Annotated in this window: 12 protein-coding genes; 7 read left to right on the forward strand and 5 right to left on the reverse strand. The window is 58.1% G+C overall.

Annotation, left to right across the window (positions count from 1 at the left end; translation table 11 throughout):
- Positions 1-65: 65 nt before the first annotated feature.
- The 5 genes from ACP15U_RS19680 to ACP15U_RS19700 form a co-directional block, all read right to left on the reverse strand.
- Positions 66-776: an ATP-binding cassette domain-containing protein gene (locus tag ACP15U_RS19680; RefSeq protein WP_425046729.1), complete on the reverse strand. Its 711-nt coding sequence runs from the start codon at positions 774-776 to the stop codon at positions 66-68.
- Positions 776-1,480, reverse strand: a complete 705-nt coding sequence (locus ACP15U_RS19685) for an ABC transporter permease (protein ID WP_425046730.1) — start codon at positions 1,478-1,480, stop codon at positions 776-778. The genes ACP15U_RS19680 and ACP15U_RS19685 overlap by 1 nt, the downstream gene beginning before the upstream one ends.
- A 94-nt stretch (positions 1,481-1,574) precedes the next feature.
- Complete coding sequence (gene fdhF, locus ACP15U_RS19690; protein WP_425046731.1) at positions 1,575-4,355, reverse strand: formate dehydrogenase subunit alpha; 2,781 nt, start codon at positions 4,353-4,355, stop codon at positions 1,575-1,577.
- A 1-nt stretch (position 4,356) separates the two neighbouring features.
- Positions 4,357-6,048 carry an NAD(P)H-dependent oxidoreductase subunit E gene (locus ACP15U_RS19695; RefSeq protein WP_425046732.1) on the reverse strand — a complete coding sequence of 564 codons (1,692 nt, stop codon included), beginning with the start codon at positions 6,046-6,048 and terminating at the stop codon, positions 4,357-4,359.
- Between the two features lie 102 nt (positions 6,049-6,150).
- Positions 6,151-7,035 carry a LysR family transcriptional regulator gene (locus ACP15U_RS19700; RefSeq protein ID WP_425046733.1) on the reverse strand — a complete coding sequence of 295 codons (885 nt, stop codon included), beginning with the start codon at positions 7,033-7,035 and terminating at the stop codon, positions 6,151-6,153.
- 129 nt (positions 7,036-7,164) lie between these two features.
- On the opposite strand from ACP15U_RS19700, the gene ACP15U_RS19705 reads away from it, so the two are divergent.
- From ACP15U_RS19705 to ACP15U_RS19735, 7 genes are all read left to right on the forward strand, one after another.
- Positions 7,165-8,319 (forward strand): succinate--CoA ligase subunit beta, encoded by a 1,155-nt coding sequence (locus ACP15U_RS19705; protein ID WP_425046734.1) that lies wholly within the window; start codon positions 7,165-7,167, stop codon positions 8,317-8,319.
- 12 nt (positions 8,320-8,331) lie between these two features.
- Positions 8,332-9,210, forward strand: coding sequence for a succinate--CoA ligase subunit alpha (gene sucD, locus ACP15U_RS19710; RefSeq protein ID WP_425046735.1), 879 nt, complete (start codon positions 8,332-8,334; stop codon positions 9,208-9,210).
- Between the two features lie 40 nt (positions 9,211-9,250).
- Positions 9,251-10,219 carry an NAD(P)H-quinone oxidoreductase gene (locus ACP15U_RS19715; protein ID WP_425046741.1) on the forward strand — a complete coding sequence of 323 codons (969 nt, stop codon included), beginning with the start codon at positions 9,251-9,253 and terminating at the stop codon, positions 10,217-10,219.
- Positions 10,220-10,263: 44 nt separating this feature from the next.
- Positions 10,264-11,565, forward strand: a complete 1,302-nt coding sequence (locus ACP15U_RS19720) for a Na+/H+ antiporter NhaA (RefSeq protein ID WP_425046736.1) — start codon at positions 10,264-10,266, stop codon at positions 11,563-11,565.
- 82 nt (positions 11,566-11,647) lie between these two features.
- Positions 11,648-12,526 (forward strand): dihydroneopterin aldolase, encoded by an 879-nt coding sequence (locus tag ACP15U_RS19725; protein WP_425046737.1) that lies wholly within the window; start codon positions 11,648-11,650, stop codon positions 12,524-12,526.
- Positions 12,523-14,094 carry a Re/Si-specific NAD(P)(+) transhydrogenase subunit alpha gene (locus ACP15U_RS19730; RefSeq protein WP_425044984.1) on the forward strand — a complete coding sequence of 524 codons (1,572 nt, stop codon included), beginning with the start codon at positions 12,523-12,525 and terminating at the stop codon, positions 14,092-14,094. Before ACP15U_RS19725 ends, ACP15U_RS19730 begins: the two co-directional genes overlap by 4 nt.
- A 14-nt stretch (positions 14,095-14,108) precedes the next feature.
- Positions 14,109-15,542, forward strand: a complete 1,434-nt coding sequence (locus tag ACP15U_RS19735; protein WP_425044675.1) for an NAD(P)(+) transhydrogenase (Re/Si-specific) subunit beta — start codon at positions 14,109-14,111, stop codon at positions 15,540-15,542.
- Positions 15,543-15,571: the final 29 nt, after the last annotated feature.

Below are 15,571 nucleotides of genomic sequence, written 5' to 3' on the forward strand. Positions count from 1 at the left end.
TTGACACTCTGCGCTGTCCCTCACTCCAGAATGGTCACTGCACTGCTGACACGCTCGAATGGCGGTCAGTCAACAATGTCTCCATTTAGGAAAGCCGCGGCTTTCGAACTCTTTGGCGAGTCGAAGAACTGCGTGGCCGGAGCGGCTTCGTGCACCTTTCCGTCCACCAGAAAGACCACTTCGCTTGCAAGCCTCTTTGCCTGCCCCATGTCGTGGGTCGACATGATAAGCCGCGTTCCTCTTGCCGTTGCCTCATGTAAAAGCGCCTCGATCTCTCGTGTTGATCGACCATCCAGAGAGGCACAAGGCTCATCTAGAAACAGAACTTCGGGATTGCGTGTAAAGGCGCGGGCCAAGGCAAGTTTCTGCCGCTCGCCGCCAGATAGAACCGCCGCCTGTTGGTTCAACATTTCACCAATTCCTACTCGTCCCGCCCATTCTTCGGCGACCAGCCTTGCTCGTTTCCTGGTTTCGCCGGCTACAAGCAGAGGATAGGCAATATTGTCCCGCACAGTGCGCCTCATCATCACCGGTGACTGAAACACAAAACCCTGTTTTTGGCGGGCCTCCTCTATCCCACACGACCATTCGATAGTTCCGGCACTGAGCCGCTGGATCCCATGCAGCAACCTCAGAAGCGAAGTTTTGCCCGCCCCGTTTGGCCCGATAACAATTGTTACACCCGTTGCCTCAAAATCGAGATCGACCGGCCCGACGAGCACCTTGCCTTGTCTGCGCGAGACCGCGCCACGCACCTTCAAAGGCATCAGGCCCATCACCAACGCCCCTCTGTTTCTGTCTGGGTGAGACGGTGGATTGCCAGATTGACTGCGATTGCCATGCCGATCAGCACAAAGCCCAGCGCCAGAGCCAATGCAAGTTCACCCTTGCTGGTTTCCAAGGCGATAGCAGTCGTCAGCACGCGTGTCGTATGGTCTATATTGCCACCAACGATCATGATGGCGCCAACCTCGCCGATGGCCCGCCCGAAACCTGCCAACGATGCGGTTAACAGCGCCCTTCGACTGTCCCACAGGATTGCCCGAACCCTCTGCGATTGTGTGGTGTTTAGAGACAGAAGCAGATCGTGATAGTCAGACCAGATTTCACGCAGCGATTGATGCGCTATCGAGGCAATGAGCGGAACAATGATTATGACCTGAGCGATTATCATTGCAGTTGGCGTGAACAGCAGCCCAAACACGCCGAGCGGCCCCGACCGGGACAGCAAAAGGTACACGAACAGACCGACCACTACAGGCGGAAGCCCCATCAGCGCGTTCATAACCGCAATTGTCGTCCTGCGCATACGAAACCGCCGCACGGACAGCAGACCCGCGATCGGGAATGCAATAAGCGAAGCGATGACAAGCGCACTTACGGTCACATGCAGCGACCGCAAGGTGATTTCCACGAGGTCGGGGTCAAATGACACGATCAGAATGACCGCCTGCACCAGCCCCTGCCAGATATCGGACATGATCGGAACCCGCTCCTAGCCGCGCGTTAATTTGCACCTAGCGAGACTAACGGGTTCCACCATGCTTGGTCGAACCGAATGTTCCCGGCTGCACCTATTCTGCGGCAATATCCCCCGCCTTTTCGACATGAACCGCCGAGAACTTAAACTCGGGGATCTTGCCATATGGGTCAAGTGCCGGATTTGTCAAAATGTTTGCGGCCGCTTCGACATACGCGAAAGGTAGGAACACATTGTTCTCGGCCACCGCGCGGTCAGCCCGCGCCATCACCGTGACCGACCCGCGCCGGGTTGTTAAGCGCAGATAATCTCCAGGTGCAGCCCCCAGCTCTCTGAGAGTTCTCGGGTGAAGCGAACAGTTTGCCTCGGGCTCGACGGCATCAAGAACCTTGCTGCGGCGCGTCATCGATCCAGTGTGCCAATGTTCCAGTTGTCTGCCTGTGATCAGAACAAACGGGAACTCTGCGTCTGGAGTTTCGTCCGGCGGGATCACGTTGGCCGGAGTAAATCGGGCGCGTCCATCCTGGCGCGGGAACCCGTCGCCAAAAACAATCGCCTGCCCGGGATCTTCGGGGCTGAGCGACGGATAGGTGACCGCGGTACCCTCAAGGCGTTCCCATGTGATGTTGTCGAGCGACCCCATGTTCAGCTTCATCTCGGCGAAAACCTGAGATGGATGGGTGTAAGTCCAGTCGAGACCCAGTCGCTTAGCAAGCTCCACTTCGATCCACCAATCTTCCTTGGCTTCTCCCGGTGGGGGGCAGACGGGGCGGCCCATTTGGACCTGTCGGTTGGTGTTCGTTACCGTTCCCGATTTTTCATACCACGCCGATGACGGCAGGATCACATCCGCGTAGTTCGCGGTTTCCGTCAGAAAGATGTCCTGAACAACCAGATGCTCCAGCTTGGCAAGCGCATCTCTGGCATGTTCGGCATCCGGATCGGACATCGCTGGATTTTCACCGAGAATATACATGCTTCGGATATCGTCATTATGGATTGCATCCATGATTTCAACGACGGTCAGGCCCTTCTCATTCGAGAAGTCACCTGATTTCCAGACCTCGGTAAAGGCGGAACGCACGCCGTCATCCGTGACGCTCTGGTAGTCGGGCAGGAACATGGGGATCAGCCCCGCATCCGACGCGCCTTGCACGTTGTTTTGCCCACGCAATGGGTGCAAGCCAGCGCCCGGACGCCCGACATTGCCGGTCATGAGCGCCAGCGAGATCAGACAACGCGAATTATCGGTGCCGTGAACGTGCTGAGAAATCCCCATGCCCCAGAAGATCAGGCCGGCTTTTGCATTGGCAAATGTCCTTGCCACATCCCTAAGAACGTCAGGCTCAATGCCGCAAACAGGCGCCATCTTTTCGGGCGTGAAATCCTTGAGATGGGCCTTCATCTCTTCCCAGTTTTCGGTGAACTTGTCGATATAGGTCGTGTCGTAGAGCTCTTCTTCGACGATCACGTTCATGATCGCGTTCAGCATCGAAACATCGCCGCCCGCTTTAAACTGCAGCATGTGGCTGGCAAATCTCTTGAGCCCCTGACCACGCGGGTCCATCACGATCAGCTTTCCGCCACGCTTGGCGAACTGCTTGAAATAGGTGGCTGCCACAGGGTGGTTCTCGATCGGATTACACCCGATGACGATCGCCACGTCCGAGTTCTCGATTTCGTTGAACGTCGCCGAAACCGCGCCCGAACCGACATTTTCCAGCAATGCCGCGACCGATGAGGCATGGCACAACCGGGTGCAGTGATCTACGTTGTTGTGCCCAAAGCCCTGCCGGATCAGCTTCTGGAACAGATATGCTTCTTCGTTCGAGCATTTGGCCGATCCGAAACCGGCAACATAGGTTCCCTTCTGGTCGCGCAATTTGGCCATGCCGCCGGCGGCAAAGTCGAGCGCCTCATCCCAACTGGCTTCGCGGAAGTGCGTCATTAGGTTGCCCGGATCGACGTTCAGACCCTTTGGCGGTGCATCTTCTCGCCGGATCAAAGGCTTGGTCAAACGGTGAGGATGGTGGATGTAATCGAAACCGAACCGACCCTTGACGCACAGACGGTTTTCGTTAGCGGGGCCATCTATACCCTCAACATACTTGATCTTGTCATCCTTGATCTTGAACTTGATCTGACAGCCTACACCGCAATAGGGGCACACGCTCTCGACTTCCCGATCAAAGTCCTTGCTGTCACCAGCCTGTGTATCGTCCAGAACAGTGGCCGGCATCAGGGCTCCGGTCGGGCAGGCCTGAACGCATTCGCCGCAAGCCACGCAAGACGACCCACCCATCGGATCATCCTGATCAAAGATGATTTTTGAGGTGCTGCCACGCCCTGCCATTCCGATTACATCATTGACCTGCACCTCGCGGCACGCGCGGACACACAGGTTGCAGTTAATGCAGGCATCAAGGTTGACCCGCATGGCGACATGGCTGTCATCCAAGATCGGAACATGGGAGGGATCCTTACTCGGAAAGCGACTTTCGCTGACACCGTTCAGATCGGCCATGTCCTGAAAGTGCGAGGATGCATCGTGCTTGATCTCAGGCTGGTCCGCGACAAGCAACTCCATGACCATCTCGCGGGATTTACGCGCCCGGTCACTGTCAGTTGCCACCACCATTCCGTCAGATACGGGGCGGATGCAGGATGCAACCAGCGTCCGTTCACCTTCGACCTCGACCATGCAGGCCCGGCAATTTCCGTCAGGGCGGTAGCCCTTGGCCGGCTTGTGGCACAGATGGGGTATGACAAACCCTTTACCGTTTGCCGCCTCCCAGATCGTATAACCTTCGGGGACCGTCACCTCATCGCCGTTGAGGGTAAAGGTCACCATGTTTACTTGTGCTCCGTCGGGCATATCAGATCTCCTCCGGGAAATGCTTCATCGTCAGTCGAATTGGGTTGGGAGCTGCCTGCCCCAGACCGCAGATCGAGGCGTCCGCCATCACCTGGCATAGGTCTTCAAGCAGTTCCTGATCCCAATTGTCGGCCTGCATCAGTTTCACGGCCTTTTCGCACCCGGATCGGCAAGGGGTGCACTGGCCGCAGCTTTCGTCTTCGAAAAACCGCAGCATGTTCAGCGCCGCATCCTTGGCGCTGTCCTTGTCGGACAGGATTACTACCGCAGCAGACCCAATAAAGGTTCCATGCGGTTGCAGGGTATCAAAGTCGAGCGGAACGTCGTCCAAAGTCGCAGGGAGGAGACCTGACGACGGACCGCCCGGCTGGTAGGCCTTGAACACGTGACCATCCAGCATCCCGCCGGCAGCCTCGATGATCTCGGGTATCGTCGATCCGGCGGGCAATTCGTGAACGCCAGGGTTCTTGACCCGGCCCGAAACGGAATAGCTGCGAAGCCCCTTGCGACCGTTGTGCTCGACCGCGGACAGGATTTCGGGGCCCTCACGCATGATGCGGGCAACCCAATGCAGGGTTTCGATGTTGTGAACCAGGGTGGGTCTGTTGAACACCCCGACCTGAGCGACAAATGGGGGGCGATGCCGCGGCAATCCGCGCTTACCTTCGATCGACTCGATCATCGCGCTTTCTTCGCCGCAGATATATGCCCCTGCTCCGCGGCGCAGGTCGATATATCCCGGTTCGACGATCCCAGCGGCCTCAAGGGCTGCAATTTCAGTTTGCAGGATCTCGCGAACCGCCGGGTATTCGTCGCGCAGGTAAATGAAACATGTTTCTGCCTCGACAGCCCATCCGGCAATCAGCATTCCTTCGAGGAACAGGTGGGGGGTGCGCTCCAGATAGTAGCGGTCCTTAAAGGTGCCCGGCTCACCCTCGTCCCCATTGACCGCAAGATAGCGAGGACCCTCGTTCATGCGAACGAAACCCCACTTTTTGCCTGATGGGAAACCCGCGCCGCCCAAACCACGCAAACCGCTCGACAGAACAGTTTCCTGCACAGCCTCCCAGTTTCCGTTGGCGCGCAGATCCGTCAAAGCGGCATAGCCTCCGGCGGCAAGGTAGGCATCAAAGCCTTCATACTTGGGCAGGTGAGCATGAGTATCACCCGCAGCAATGGCCGCATGCACCTTTTCCGGTGTGGCGTGGTCAATGTGATTATGCCCCAGTTCCAGAACCGGCGCCGTATCACAACGACCCATGCAAGGCGCGCGAAGAACCCGAACCTCGCTGGCATCCAGCCCGCCTTCCAATGCTGTTCGCAGCTGCTCGGCACCTGCCAACTCGCACGAAAGCGAATCGCAGACCCGGATGGTCAGTGCGGGTGGCGGGGCATCGCCCTCGGCGACGACGTCGAAGTGAGCGTAGAACGTGGCCACTTCGTAGACTTCGGATTGAGCCAGCCTAAGCTCATGCGCCAGCGCCGAAATGTGTGCGGCAGAAAGGTGCCCATAAGCATCTTGAACCAAATGCAGAAACTCGATGAGCAAGTCGCGCCGGCGTGGCTTGTCACCCAGCAGATTCTGGACTTCCTGCAAGGCCCGGTCATCGACCTGGCGCCCTTTGGGAGTCTTGGAACTCTTCCCTGTACCCTTCTTTTTCCAGATGCCCTTTTGATCGTCCAGCGGTGCCATCTAGCTCTCCCTAGTCCACGAGCGGTGCCATTACCTCACAAGCATGGATATCAGAAGTGCTGAACGTCAATTACAAATTACTGATGGCGCGATAAGCAAATCTTATTGCACTGTAAGGCAGACCTTTCGCAACGCCGCAACTGTAGGAAGGCTTGGGTCGCGCATCTGCGCAACCAGGCAGACTTCCTTTTCCAGTTTCGGATTTACCAAGGGCAACGCAACGGCTCCGTCCAAAACGCCAAATGTTTCGGCGTGAACTTTCGGAACGATTGTTGCTGACGCTCCTTCGGCAGCCAAAACCATTGAGGCGGTAAACTCGCTGGTTTCCGACACAACATCGGGAACCAGGCCCGCATCGCGAAAAACTTTGTCGAGTATCCTTCGGTTTTGCATATTGGGTTCCAGCAGACTAAGCGGAAGCTCCGCTGCTTCGGCCCAACTGATCTCGCTCTTGCCCTGAGGTATCAGACTCACTGGTGCGAGGAGATAGTAGGCTTCCTGATACAATGGATCGGCGCGCAGCATGTCGCGGGATACGCCTTCGCCATAGGTAAAGCCCGCCTCGAATCTTCCGTCCTCCAGCCCCTGCTGGATGGCCAGCGAGGTCGCCGTTTCCAGTCGGACCCGGATTCCAGGATACAAACCCTGAAGGCGTCGGATGGCACGTGCCGCAAAGATTGCCGCCGTCGGAATGACCCCGACCGAGAGCAATCCGGTCACCTCACCCCGCTCCGATCTGATTTCCTGCTCCATGACTTTCAGATCATCCATGATTTTACGGGCATGCCGCACAAGGGTTTCACCCTCGGCGGTGAAGCCCTGAAACCTGTTTCCTCTTTTGACAATCGCTGCCCCAAGCTGTTCTTCGATCTTCCGAATTCGCATCGAAAAGGCCGGTTGGGAAACACCGCAGTCCTCTGCGGCTCGGGCAAAGTGTTTTCGACGCGCAAGCGAAGAAATGAATTCAAGCTCTCTCAACGATATCACGGCAATCCCTCTGCATTTGCGCTCTGGCAGCTTAGCGCGGGTCGGATCACTGGGCCAGCAACCGTCGTCGTTGACAGCAGTCTTCTATGTGGTATACCAGATACCAAGTAGTTGGGGAGGAGAGCTGCCATGTTTATCTCAGAGCACAAATCCAAAGAGCTTCTGTCCCAATACGGTATGGCAATGCCGGATGGACGAGTTGCGCGCACCGCCGAAGAGGCCGAAGCGCGCTGCAGAGAAATCGATTCCCGCAAATACGTCGTGAAAGCGCAAATTCCCGCAGGCGGTCGCGGTCTTGCCGGGGGCGTCAAATTTGCTGCCACACCGTCCTCGGTGGCGGAGGAGACAAAAAAACTACTCGGCTCGAACCTTGTAACCGAGCAGACATCCAGCGCCGGCGAAACCGTTGAATCGGTGTATATCGAAGCGGCAATCGATATCGCAAAGAGCTACTTCGTGGCTATCGCAATTGATCCCAAGACGGGCTCTCCCATTCTACTCGCCTCGTCCGAGGGCGGCGTTGAATTCGAGCAACGCGCCCGAATGGATGAAGGCACGGTCCGGACTTTCCCTTTCGCCCCTGACACTCCCGATACCCGTTCCCAGCTTGCCGAGTTCCTCGAAAGCGTTGACATCGCGGCCCCACAGGCAATCGATAGCCTGTTCGCAGCTCGGAAAGCCTTTGTCGAAAACGACATGATCCTGCTGGAGATCAACCCATTCGCTAAAACTTCGGACGACCGTTGGATGGTGATTGATGCAAAGATCGTTCTCGACAGTAACGCATCCTTCCGGCGTCCCGAGTTTGAATCCATGGCGTCGGATCTGGCAACTCGCGAAAGCGAGTTGGAAGCTCAGAAGAACAATATCAATCTTGTCAAACTCGACGGCAATGTTGGTGTCATCGCCAACGGCGCAGGTCTCGGCCTTGCCACGTTGGACATGATCGTCGACGCCGGCGGCAAACCCGCAAACTTCATGGATATCAGAACGACCGCCACAAGCTTTGACGTGGCAAAGGGCGTGGAGCTTCTGCTTCAGGATCCGAATGTCCGGGTCATCCTGTTGAACATCCATGGCGGCGGCATGACCTCGGCCGACACTGTGGCCGAAGGCGTCAACTTCGCCTTCTCACGCTCGGATCGGGAGTTGCCGGTTGTGGCCCATGTATCAGGCCAGAACGCCGAGTGGGGTATAAGGATTCTGAAAGACCGTAAAGTTCCGGTTGAACCGTTCAACACCATGTCCGCTGCAATCAACCGCGCCGTAGAGGTCGCGAAATAGGAGGGCCGAGAAATGTCGATTTTCGTTGATTCCGATACCCGTGTCATCGTTCAGGGCATGACTGGTCGGGCCGGAACTTTCTATACGGATCAGGCCGTGCGGTACGGCTCCACCTACGTCGGAGGCGTCCGCCCTGGCAAGGGCGGCACACGTCATCTCGATCTGCCCATGTTCAACTCCGTTAAGGAAGCCATGGACGAAACCGGCGCCAATGCCAGCTTGGTCATCGTGCCGGCGCCCCGCGCAGGAGATGCCATGATCGAAGCCATAGAGGCCGGAATTGGTGTCGTGGTGTGCGTGACCGAACGGGTCCCGCAGCATGATATGAGCCGCGTCAAGCAAGCGCTGCAGAACTCCGACACGATCCTCATCGGGCCGAATTCGCAAGGCATCCTGACTCCTGAGCAATGCAAGATTGGCGTCATGCCGACAGGCAATGCCACGCCAGGCACTGTCGGCATCGCTTCCCGGTCGGCCTCATTGACCTCAGAAGTGCTTGCCCAGTTCAGCAAGGCCGGAATGGGGCAGTCGACCACTGTGGGTGTTGGAGGTGATGCCCTCCATGGTGTGGACTTCGTGGAATGCCTCAAGCGGTTCAAGGAGGATCCTGAAACAGAATCTGTCGTCCTGATCGGAGAGATCGGGGGCCGCGCAGAAGAGGAAGCCGCGGACTATTTACGCTCCGTCGACTACGGGAAACCTGTCGTGGCTCTGGTTGTTGGCCGTCACGCCCCCCAAGGGCGCCGGATGGGTCATGCCGGAACTCTGTCAGTGCTCGGCGGAGGAACCGCTGACGAGAAGATCGCATCCTTGACCGCAGCTGGGGCAACAATTGCCAAGAATGCCGACGACGTGGTGGCCGCCGTAAAGCGGGCAAAAACAGAAACCTGAACCAAAACAGAGAATGACCGTGACGCGACTGCCCGAGACAATGAACGTTGTAGAAATGAACGGCGCCGGCGGGCCCGAGGTTCTCGTCCCGGGCTCGCGCCCGGTTCCCCAACCGGGGCAGGACGAAATCCTGATCCGGGTGACAGCCGCCGGCGTCAATGGGCCAGACCTTGTGCAACGCCGCGGCCACTATCCGCCCCCCAAGGGTGCCTCTGATCTATTGGGGCTCGAAGTTTCGGGCGAAGTGGTTTCGGCAGGCAGCGATCAAACCCTGTGGAAGCCGGGTGACAGGGTGTGCGCCCTGACAAACGGCGGCGGATATGCCGAATACGTCGCCGTGAACGCGGGTCATTGCTTGCCGGTTCCGACTGGTATCGACGAAACCGACGCTGCGGGCCTCCCGGAGACTTTCTTTACCGTCTGGAGCAACGTGTTCTTGGGCCAGAAGATGCCCGATGGGGGCAACTTCCTCGTCCATGGCGGTTCGGGGGGCATTGGGTCCACGGCGATCCAGTTGGGCGCAGCCATGGGACTCAATGTCCTTACGACCGTCGAATCCGACAGCGCTGCAGCTTTCGCGGAGTCTCTGGGTGCCAGTAAGACGATCAACTTTCGTGAAAGTGATTTTGTACCTGTCTGCCGCGAAGCCGGTGGCGCCGATATCATTCTGGACATCATCGGTGGCGATTATGTAGCGCGCAACGTCAAAGCATCCCGCCATGATGCGCGCATCATCCAGCTTGCTTTCAATCTTGGCTCAAAGGTCGAGATCGACCTGATGCCATTCATGCTGAAACGCATTCAATATACCGGCTCCACGCTCCGATCGCGGCCGGAATCATTCAAGTCAGAAGTTGCGCAGGATCTGCGAAAGACTGTCTGGCCCCTTTTTGACAACGGCGCTCTGCGCTGTGTCACTCATGCGGTCCTTCCAATGTCACAGGCAGCGGACGCGCACCACATGATGGAAGCAGGAAAACACCACGGGAAAATCCTGCTTCAACCCTGATCCCCCCAAAAACAATCAGACTGCTAGCCAACCGAGAGGATATCATGTCCAAAATCTGGGACTTTGTTGAGGAGTATTCCATACTGCTTATTGCGGGTGCGTTGACCGCCCTGTTCTGGGCCAACACATCACCCGAGAGTTACCACCATCTGGTTCATTTCGAACTGTTCCACGGCGGGCCAATCGGGCATCTGCACGATGACGGACATGGCCATGTTTCCCGATCCTTTACATTGCACTTTCTGGTTAACGATTTGTTGATGGCTTTCTTTTTCGCCGTGGCCGGCAAGGAAGTTTGGGAAGCGGTGGCACTTAAGAACGGTTCTCTGCGAGGAAAAAAGGCGCTGACGCCGTTGATCGCAACAGCCGGAGGCATGATCGGTCCAGTGACCATCTACCTGCTGGGGGCATTTGCTGTTGGCAAGTTCGCCATTCTCGCCAATGGTTGGGCAATTCCCACGGCGACGGATATCGCCTTTTCGTACCTCATCGGTCGCATTGTTTTCGGCGCAGGCCACCCGGCGGTTGGCTTTCTACTTTTGCTCGCAATCGCAGATGACGCGGTCGGCCTTGTGATTCTTGCCATTTTCTATCCGCAAGGAGAGCTGGCTCCGGAATGGCTTCTGGTTTCAATCGCGGCAGCTGTTTTGGTCTATCTGCTGTTTAACAAACTTCCCCGCAGGATGGACCGCGGTAAACAGGATCGCCCGAACTCGACATGGGTTCGCAAGAAACTGTCATGGTGGCCTTATCTGATCGCCGGAGCCGTCAGCTGGTTCGCCTTTCACAAGGCGGGCATCCATCCTGCTCTCGGCCTGCTACCGATTATTCCGGCCATGCCACATGCAGATGTCGATTACGGTATCTTCGCGGCGGAAGAAGTGCACCAGAACGATCTGCTCAACGTCTCCGAGCACAGCCTGAAACGCCCGGTCGAGTTCATCCTGTTCGGTTTCGGCCTGATGAATGCAGGAGTAGAGTTCTCATCGGTCGGCGCAGCCACGACAATGGTTCTCGCCGGGCTGTTGATCGGAAAGCCGCTGGGCATCTGGCTGATGGGCAGTTTCGCGGCCAAGACGCTAAAGCTCGGTCTTCCCGAAGGCATGAAGCAATCCGATCTGTTCGTATTGGGGTGCGTCGCCGCCATCGGCTTCACTGTTTCGCTTTTCGTCGCTTCGGTCGCCTTTCCGGCTGGCGCGGTTCAGGACGCAGCAAAAATGGGCGCGCTTCTGTCCTTTGGCGCCGCCGGGATGTCAATCGTTGCCGGCATTCTGTTCAAATCCAAGCAGGGCGCAGACACAAAAACTGCGGCTGGTCCGGAGACAGGTTTGGAGCCAGCCGAATAAACCACCTGCGTTTTTGCCGGGCCGTTCCTAATGCGGCCCGGCCCCATGACCCTTGCTTAAACATGACGGGCAGAACCCCAACATGAATACCACCATCCGATCGATCGAACCGACCTCTTCACGTTCAGACCGCATCGACCGGCTGACGTTGAACAACTTTGTCCGTGAAATCGAAATTGGCGCTTTCGATGAAGAGCGCGGGGTCACCCAAAGACTGAAGTTCGACATAGGCGTCGAGGTGGCATCAACTTGCGCCGCGATAACCGATGACGTCGATGCAATCCTGAGTTACGACGCGCTCGTTTCTGCCGTCGATATCTCATTGCAACAGGAACGTGTCGACCTGCTTGAAACGCTGGCCGAACGGATAGCGACCCACATTTTCCGTTTCCCCGAAGCGCAGAAACTGTCGCTGGCAATTCGGAAACTTGACCGCGGCCCGTTTGAAATGGGTGTTGAAATCGAGCGACGACGCGACATGAACACCGGATCGGAAACGGCCTGCACCGAATTGCTGCCGCAGATTGTTGAGCTTTCAAACAAGGATCTGGCGCATCCAGAGCTCAACGGGTTGCTCCGTTCTCTCAAGTCTTCAGGCCTACCGGTCGTGTTGACGGTCGGATTGCCGGCCAACTTCAACGCCCCAGCCGGCAGTGACGAAGTGATCCGCCAAATCCAGTTTCTGGCGATAGAGCAAAACGCCTGGCGCTTGGCAGACTGCGAACCGCGAGTACAAATCGTTCGGTCCCGAACCGAGCTGGAACACTGCATAAAGTCCAGCCGGCTGGCGGTCTGGGCGCCTGCGAAAATGGTCAACACCTCATTCGCCAATATCTCGGACGCACCAGAACCAGGACCGGCCCTCACCCAATGGTTTGCCCGTGCTATCGATGCATCCCTGGTGGCGGACTTCAATCCTGTTGACCGCCACACCGACAACAAAGGGGGACAAGAAGGTTGAAGATAGGGACACCTAGAGAGACATTTTCGGGCGAGTCTCGCGTTGCGATGACGCCTGAGTCTGCGATTCAGTTGCAGAAGCTTGGCTATGAGTGCGCGATTGAGGCTGGGGCCGGAGCTGCTGCGGGTTTTTCGGACGCGGCTTATACGGCTGCCGGGGTTGAGATCATCAAGACGGCGGCGGGTCTTTGGAAGGCTTCGGACATCATTGCGAAGGTGCGTCAGCCGAACGAGACGGAGCTGAAGCGTCTGACGAAGGAAAAGACGCTGATTTCGTTCTTCAACCCTGCTGGCAACGAGCCTGGCATGGAGGCGGCGAAGGCGAAGGGGGCCAACGTGATCGCCATGGAGATGGTTCCCCGGATCAGCCGGGCCCAGAAGATGGACGCGCTGTCGTCGATGGCGAACATTGCGGGTTACCGGGCGGTGATCGAGGCCGGGAACAATTTCGGCCGGTTCTTCACGGGCCAGATCACGGCGGCGGGCAAGGTCCCACCGGCCAAGGTTCTGGTTGTCGGCGCCGGGGTTGCGGGTCTTGCCGCGATCGGCACCTCGACCAGTCTCGGTGCGATCACCTATGCGTTCGACGTGCGCCCCGAAGTGGCCGAGCAGGTTGAGTCGATGGGGGCCGAGTTCGTCTATCTCGACTTCGAGGAAGAGCAGCAGGACGGCGCCTCGACCGGCGGCTATGCTTCGGTGCAGTCCGACGAGTTCCGCGAAGCGCAGCTGGCCAAGTTCCGCGAGCTGGCGCCAGAAGTGGACATCGTGATCACTACGGCGCTGATCCCCAACCGCGAGGCGCCGGAGCTGTGGACCAAGGACATGGTCGAGGCGATGAAGCCGGGTTCGGTGATCGTCGATCTGGCGGCGGAGAAGGGCGGCAACTGCAAGCTGACCGTGGCTGACGAGAAGATCGTGACCGACAATGGCGTAACCATCATCGGCTATACCGACTTCCCGAGCCGGATGGCGGCACAGTCCTCGTCGCTTTACGCCACCAACATCCGCCACATGATGGCCGATCTGACGCCCGAGAAGGACGGTCAGATCAATCACGACATGGAAGATGACGTGATCCGCGGCGCCACGGTGACCTATCAGGGCGACATTACCTTCCCGCCACCGCCGCCCAAGGTGCAGGCGATCGCGGCGCAGCCCAAGCAAGAGGTCAAGGAACTGACGCCCGAAGAAAAGCGGGCGCAGGAGATTGCCGAGTTCAAGGCGCAGACCAAGCAGCAGGTGACCCTGCTGGCCATTGGCGGGGCGCTGATGCTGGGCGTTGGCCTTGTGGCCCCGGCCAGCTTCATGCAGCATTTCATCGTGTTCGTGCTGGCGGTCTTTGTCGGCTTCCAGGTGATCTGGGGCGTGGCACACAGCCTGCACACGCCGCTGATGGCGGTGACCAACGCGATCTCGTCGATCATCATCCTGGGTGCGCTCATGCAAATGGGATCGGGCTCGTTCCTGGTGATCCTCCTCGCCGCGCTTTCGGTCTTCATGGCCGGGATCAACATCTTTGGCGGCTTCCTCGTGACCCGGCGCATGCTCGCCATGTTCCAGAAATCCTGAAGGAGTAGAGGACAATGGACTTCGGATTTACGACTGCGGCCTATGTTGTCGCTGCTGTTCTCTTCATCCTGTCGCTGGGCGGCCTTTCGGGCCAGGAAAGCGCCAAGCGCGCTGTCTGGTACGGAATTGTCGGCATGGCGCTGGCGGTGTTTGCCACTCTGATCGGTCCCGGTGCAGGCCTGTGGTGGCTGTCGATCATCCTGATCGCGGCCGGTGGCATGATCGGCTATCAGCTGGCGTCGCGGGTCGAGATGACCCAGATGCCGGAACTGGTGGCCGGCATGCACGCGCTGGTCGGTCTGGCTGCCGTGTTCGTGGGCTTCAATGCCCATTTCGAACTGGGCAACGTCATGGCGATGGACGAGACCGCAAAGAAAGCGCTGGAAGGCTTTGCCGCGCTGCTGGCCAAGAAGGACAGCGTTGAGATCAACATCCTGCGGGTCGAGGCCTCGCTGGGCATCTGGATCGGGGCCGTGACCTTCACCGGTTCGGTGATTGCCTATGGCAAGCTCTCGGGCAAGGTGACCTCGGCGGCCACCAAGCTGCCTGGCGGCCATGTGCTGAACGCCAGTGCGGCCGCGCTGTCGCTGCTGTGCCTGATCTGGTACCTGAACTCGGGTAGCTTCTTTCCGCTGCTGATCCTGACCATCGCGGCGCTGTTCATCGGCTATCACCTGATCATGGGCATCGGTGGCGCCGACATGCCGGTGGTTGTCTCGATGCTCAACTCGTACTCGGGCTGGGCCGCGGCAGCGATCGGCTTCTCGCTTGGCAACGACCTGCTGATCGTGGTCGGTGCGCTGGTGGGCTCTTCGGGTGCGATCCTGTCTTACATCATGTGCAAGGCGATGAACCGCTCCTTCGTTTCTGTGATCCTCGGCGGCTTCGGCGGCGAGCAGGGGCCGCAGATGGAGGTCGAGGGCGAGCAGGTTGCGATCGAGACCGACGGCGTGGCCGCCGCGCTCAACGAGGCCGACAGCGTCATCATCATCCCCGGTTACGGCATGGCCGTGGCACAGGCGCAGGCTGCAGTCAGCGACCTGACCAAGAAGCTGCGCGCCAAGGGCAAGAATGTCCGTTTTGCCATCCACCCCGTCGCCGGGCGCCTGCCCGGACACATGAACGTGCTGCTGGCCGAAGCAAAAGTGCCCTACGACATCGTGATGGAGATGGACGAGATCAACGAGGACTTCCCGGAAACGGATGTCTCGATCGTCATCGGCTCGAACGACATCGTCAACCCGGCCGCACAGGACGACCCCAACTCACCCATCGCCGGCATGCCGGTGCTGGAATGCTGGAAGTCCAAGCAGGTCTTCGTGATGAAACGCGGGCAGGGAACCGGATATTCCGGCATCGAAAACCCCCTCTTCTTCAAGGAAAACACCCGCATGTTCTACGGAGACGCAAAAGCGTCGCTCGACAAACTGCTCCCAATGATCGAATGAAAATAATCATAATCACGTAAACAGGGGCC

It is taken from the genome of Primorskyibacter sp. S87 (assembly GCF_049801055.1).
GTDB lineage: Bacteria > Pseudomonadota > Alphaproteobacteria > Rhodobacterales > Rhodobacteraceae > JBNAGF01.

Bases quoted from the DNA above. Each gene is read 5' to 3' on its own strand.
- ACP15U_RS19680 (WP_425046729.1), bottom strand. From the start codon at position 776: ATGGGCCTGATGCCTTTGAAGGTGCGTGGCGCGGTCTCGCGCAGACAA.
- ACP15U_RS19685 (WP_425046730.1), bottom strand. From the start codon at position 1,480: ATGTCCGATATCTGGCAGGGGCTGGTGCAGGCGGTCATTCTGATCGTG.
- fdhF (WP_425046731.1), bottom strand. From the start codon at position 4,355: ATGCCCGACGGAGCACAAGTAAACATGGTGACCTTTACCCTCAACGGC.
- ACP15U_RS19695 (WP_425046732.1), bottom strand. From the start codon at position 6,048: ATGGCACCGCTGGACGATCAAAAGGGCATCTGGAAAAAGAAGGGTACA.
- ACP15U_RS19705 (WP_425046734.1), top strand. From the start codon at position 7,165: ATGTTTATCTCAGAGCACAAATCCAAAGAGCTTCTGTCCCAATACGGT.
- sucD (WP_425046735.1), top strand. From the start codon at position 8,332: ATGTCGATTTTCGTTGATTCCGATACCCGTGTCATCGTTCAGGGCATG.
- ACP15U_RS19715 (WP_425046741.1), top strand. From the start codon at position 9,251: ATGAACGTTGTAGAAATGAACGGCGCCGGCGGGCCCGAGGTTCTCGTC.
- ACP15U_RS19720 (WP_425046736.1), top strand. From the start codon at position 10,264: ATGTCCAAAATCTGGGACTTTGTTGAGGAGTATTCCATACTGCTTATT.
- ACP15U_RS19725 (WP_425046737.1), top strand. From the start codon at position 11,648: ATGAATACCACCATCCGATCGATCGAACCGACCTCTTCACGTTCAGAC.
- ACP15U_RS19735 (WP_425044675.1), top strand. From the start codon at position 14,109: ATGGACTTCGGATTTACGACTGCGGCCTATGTTGTCGCTGCTGTTCTC.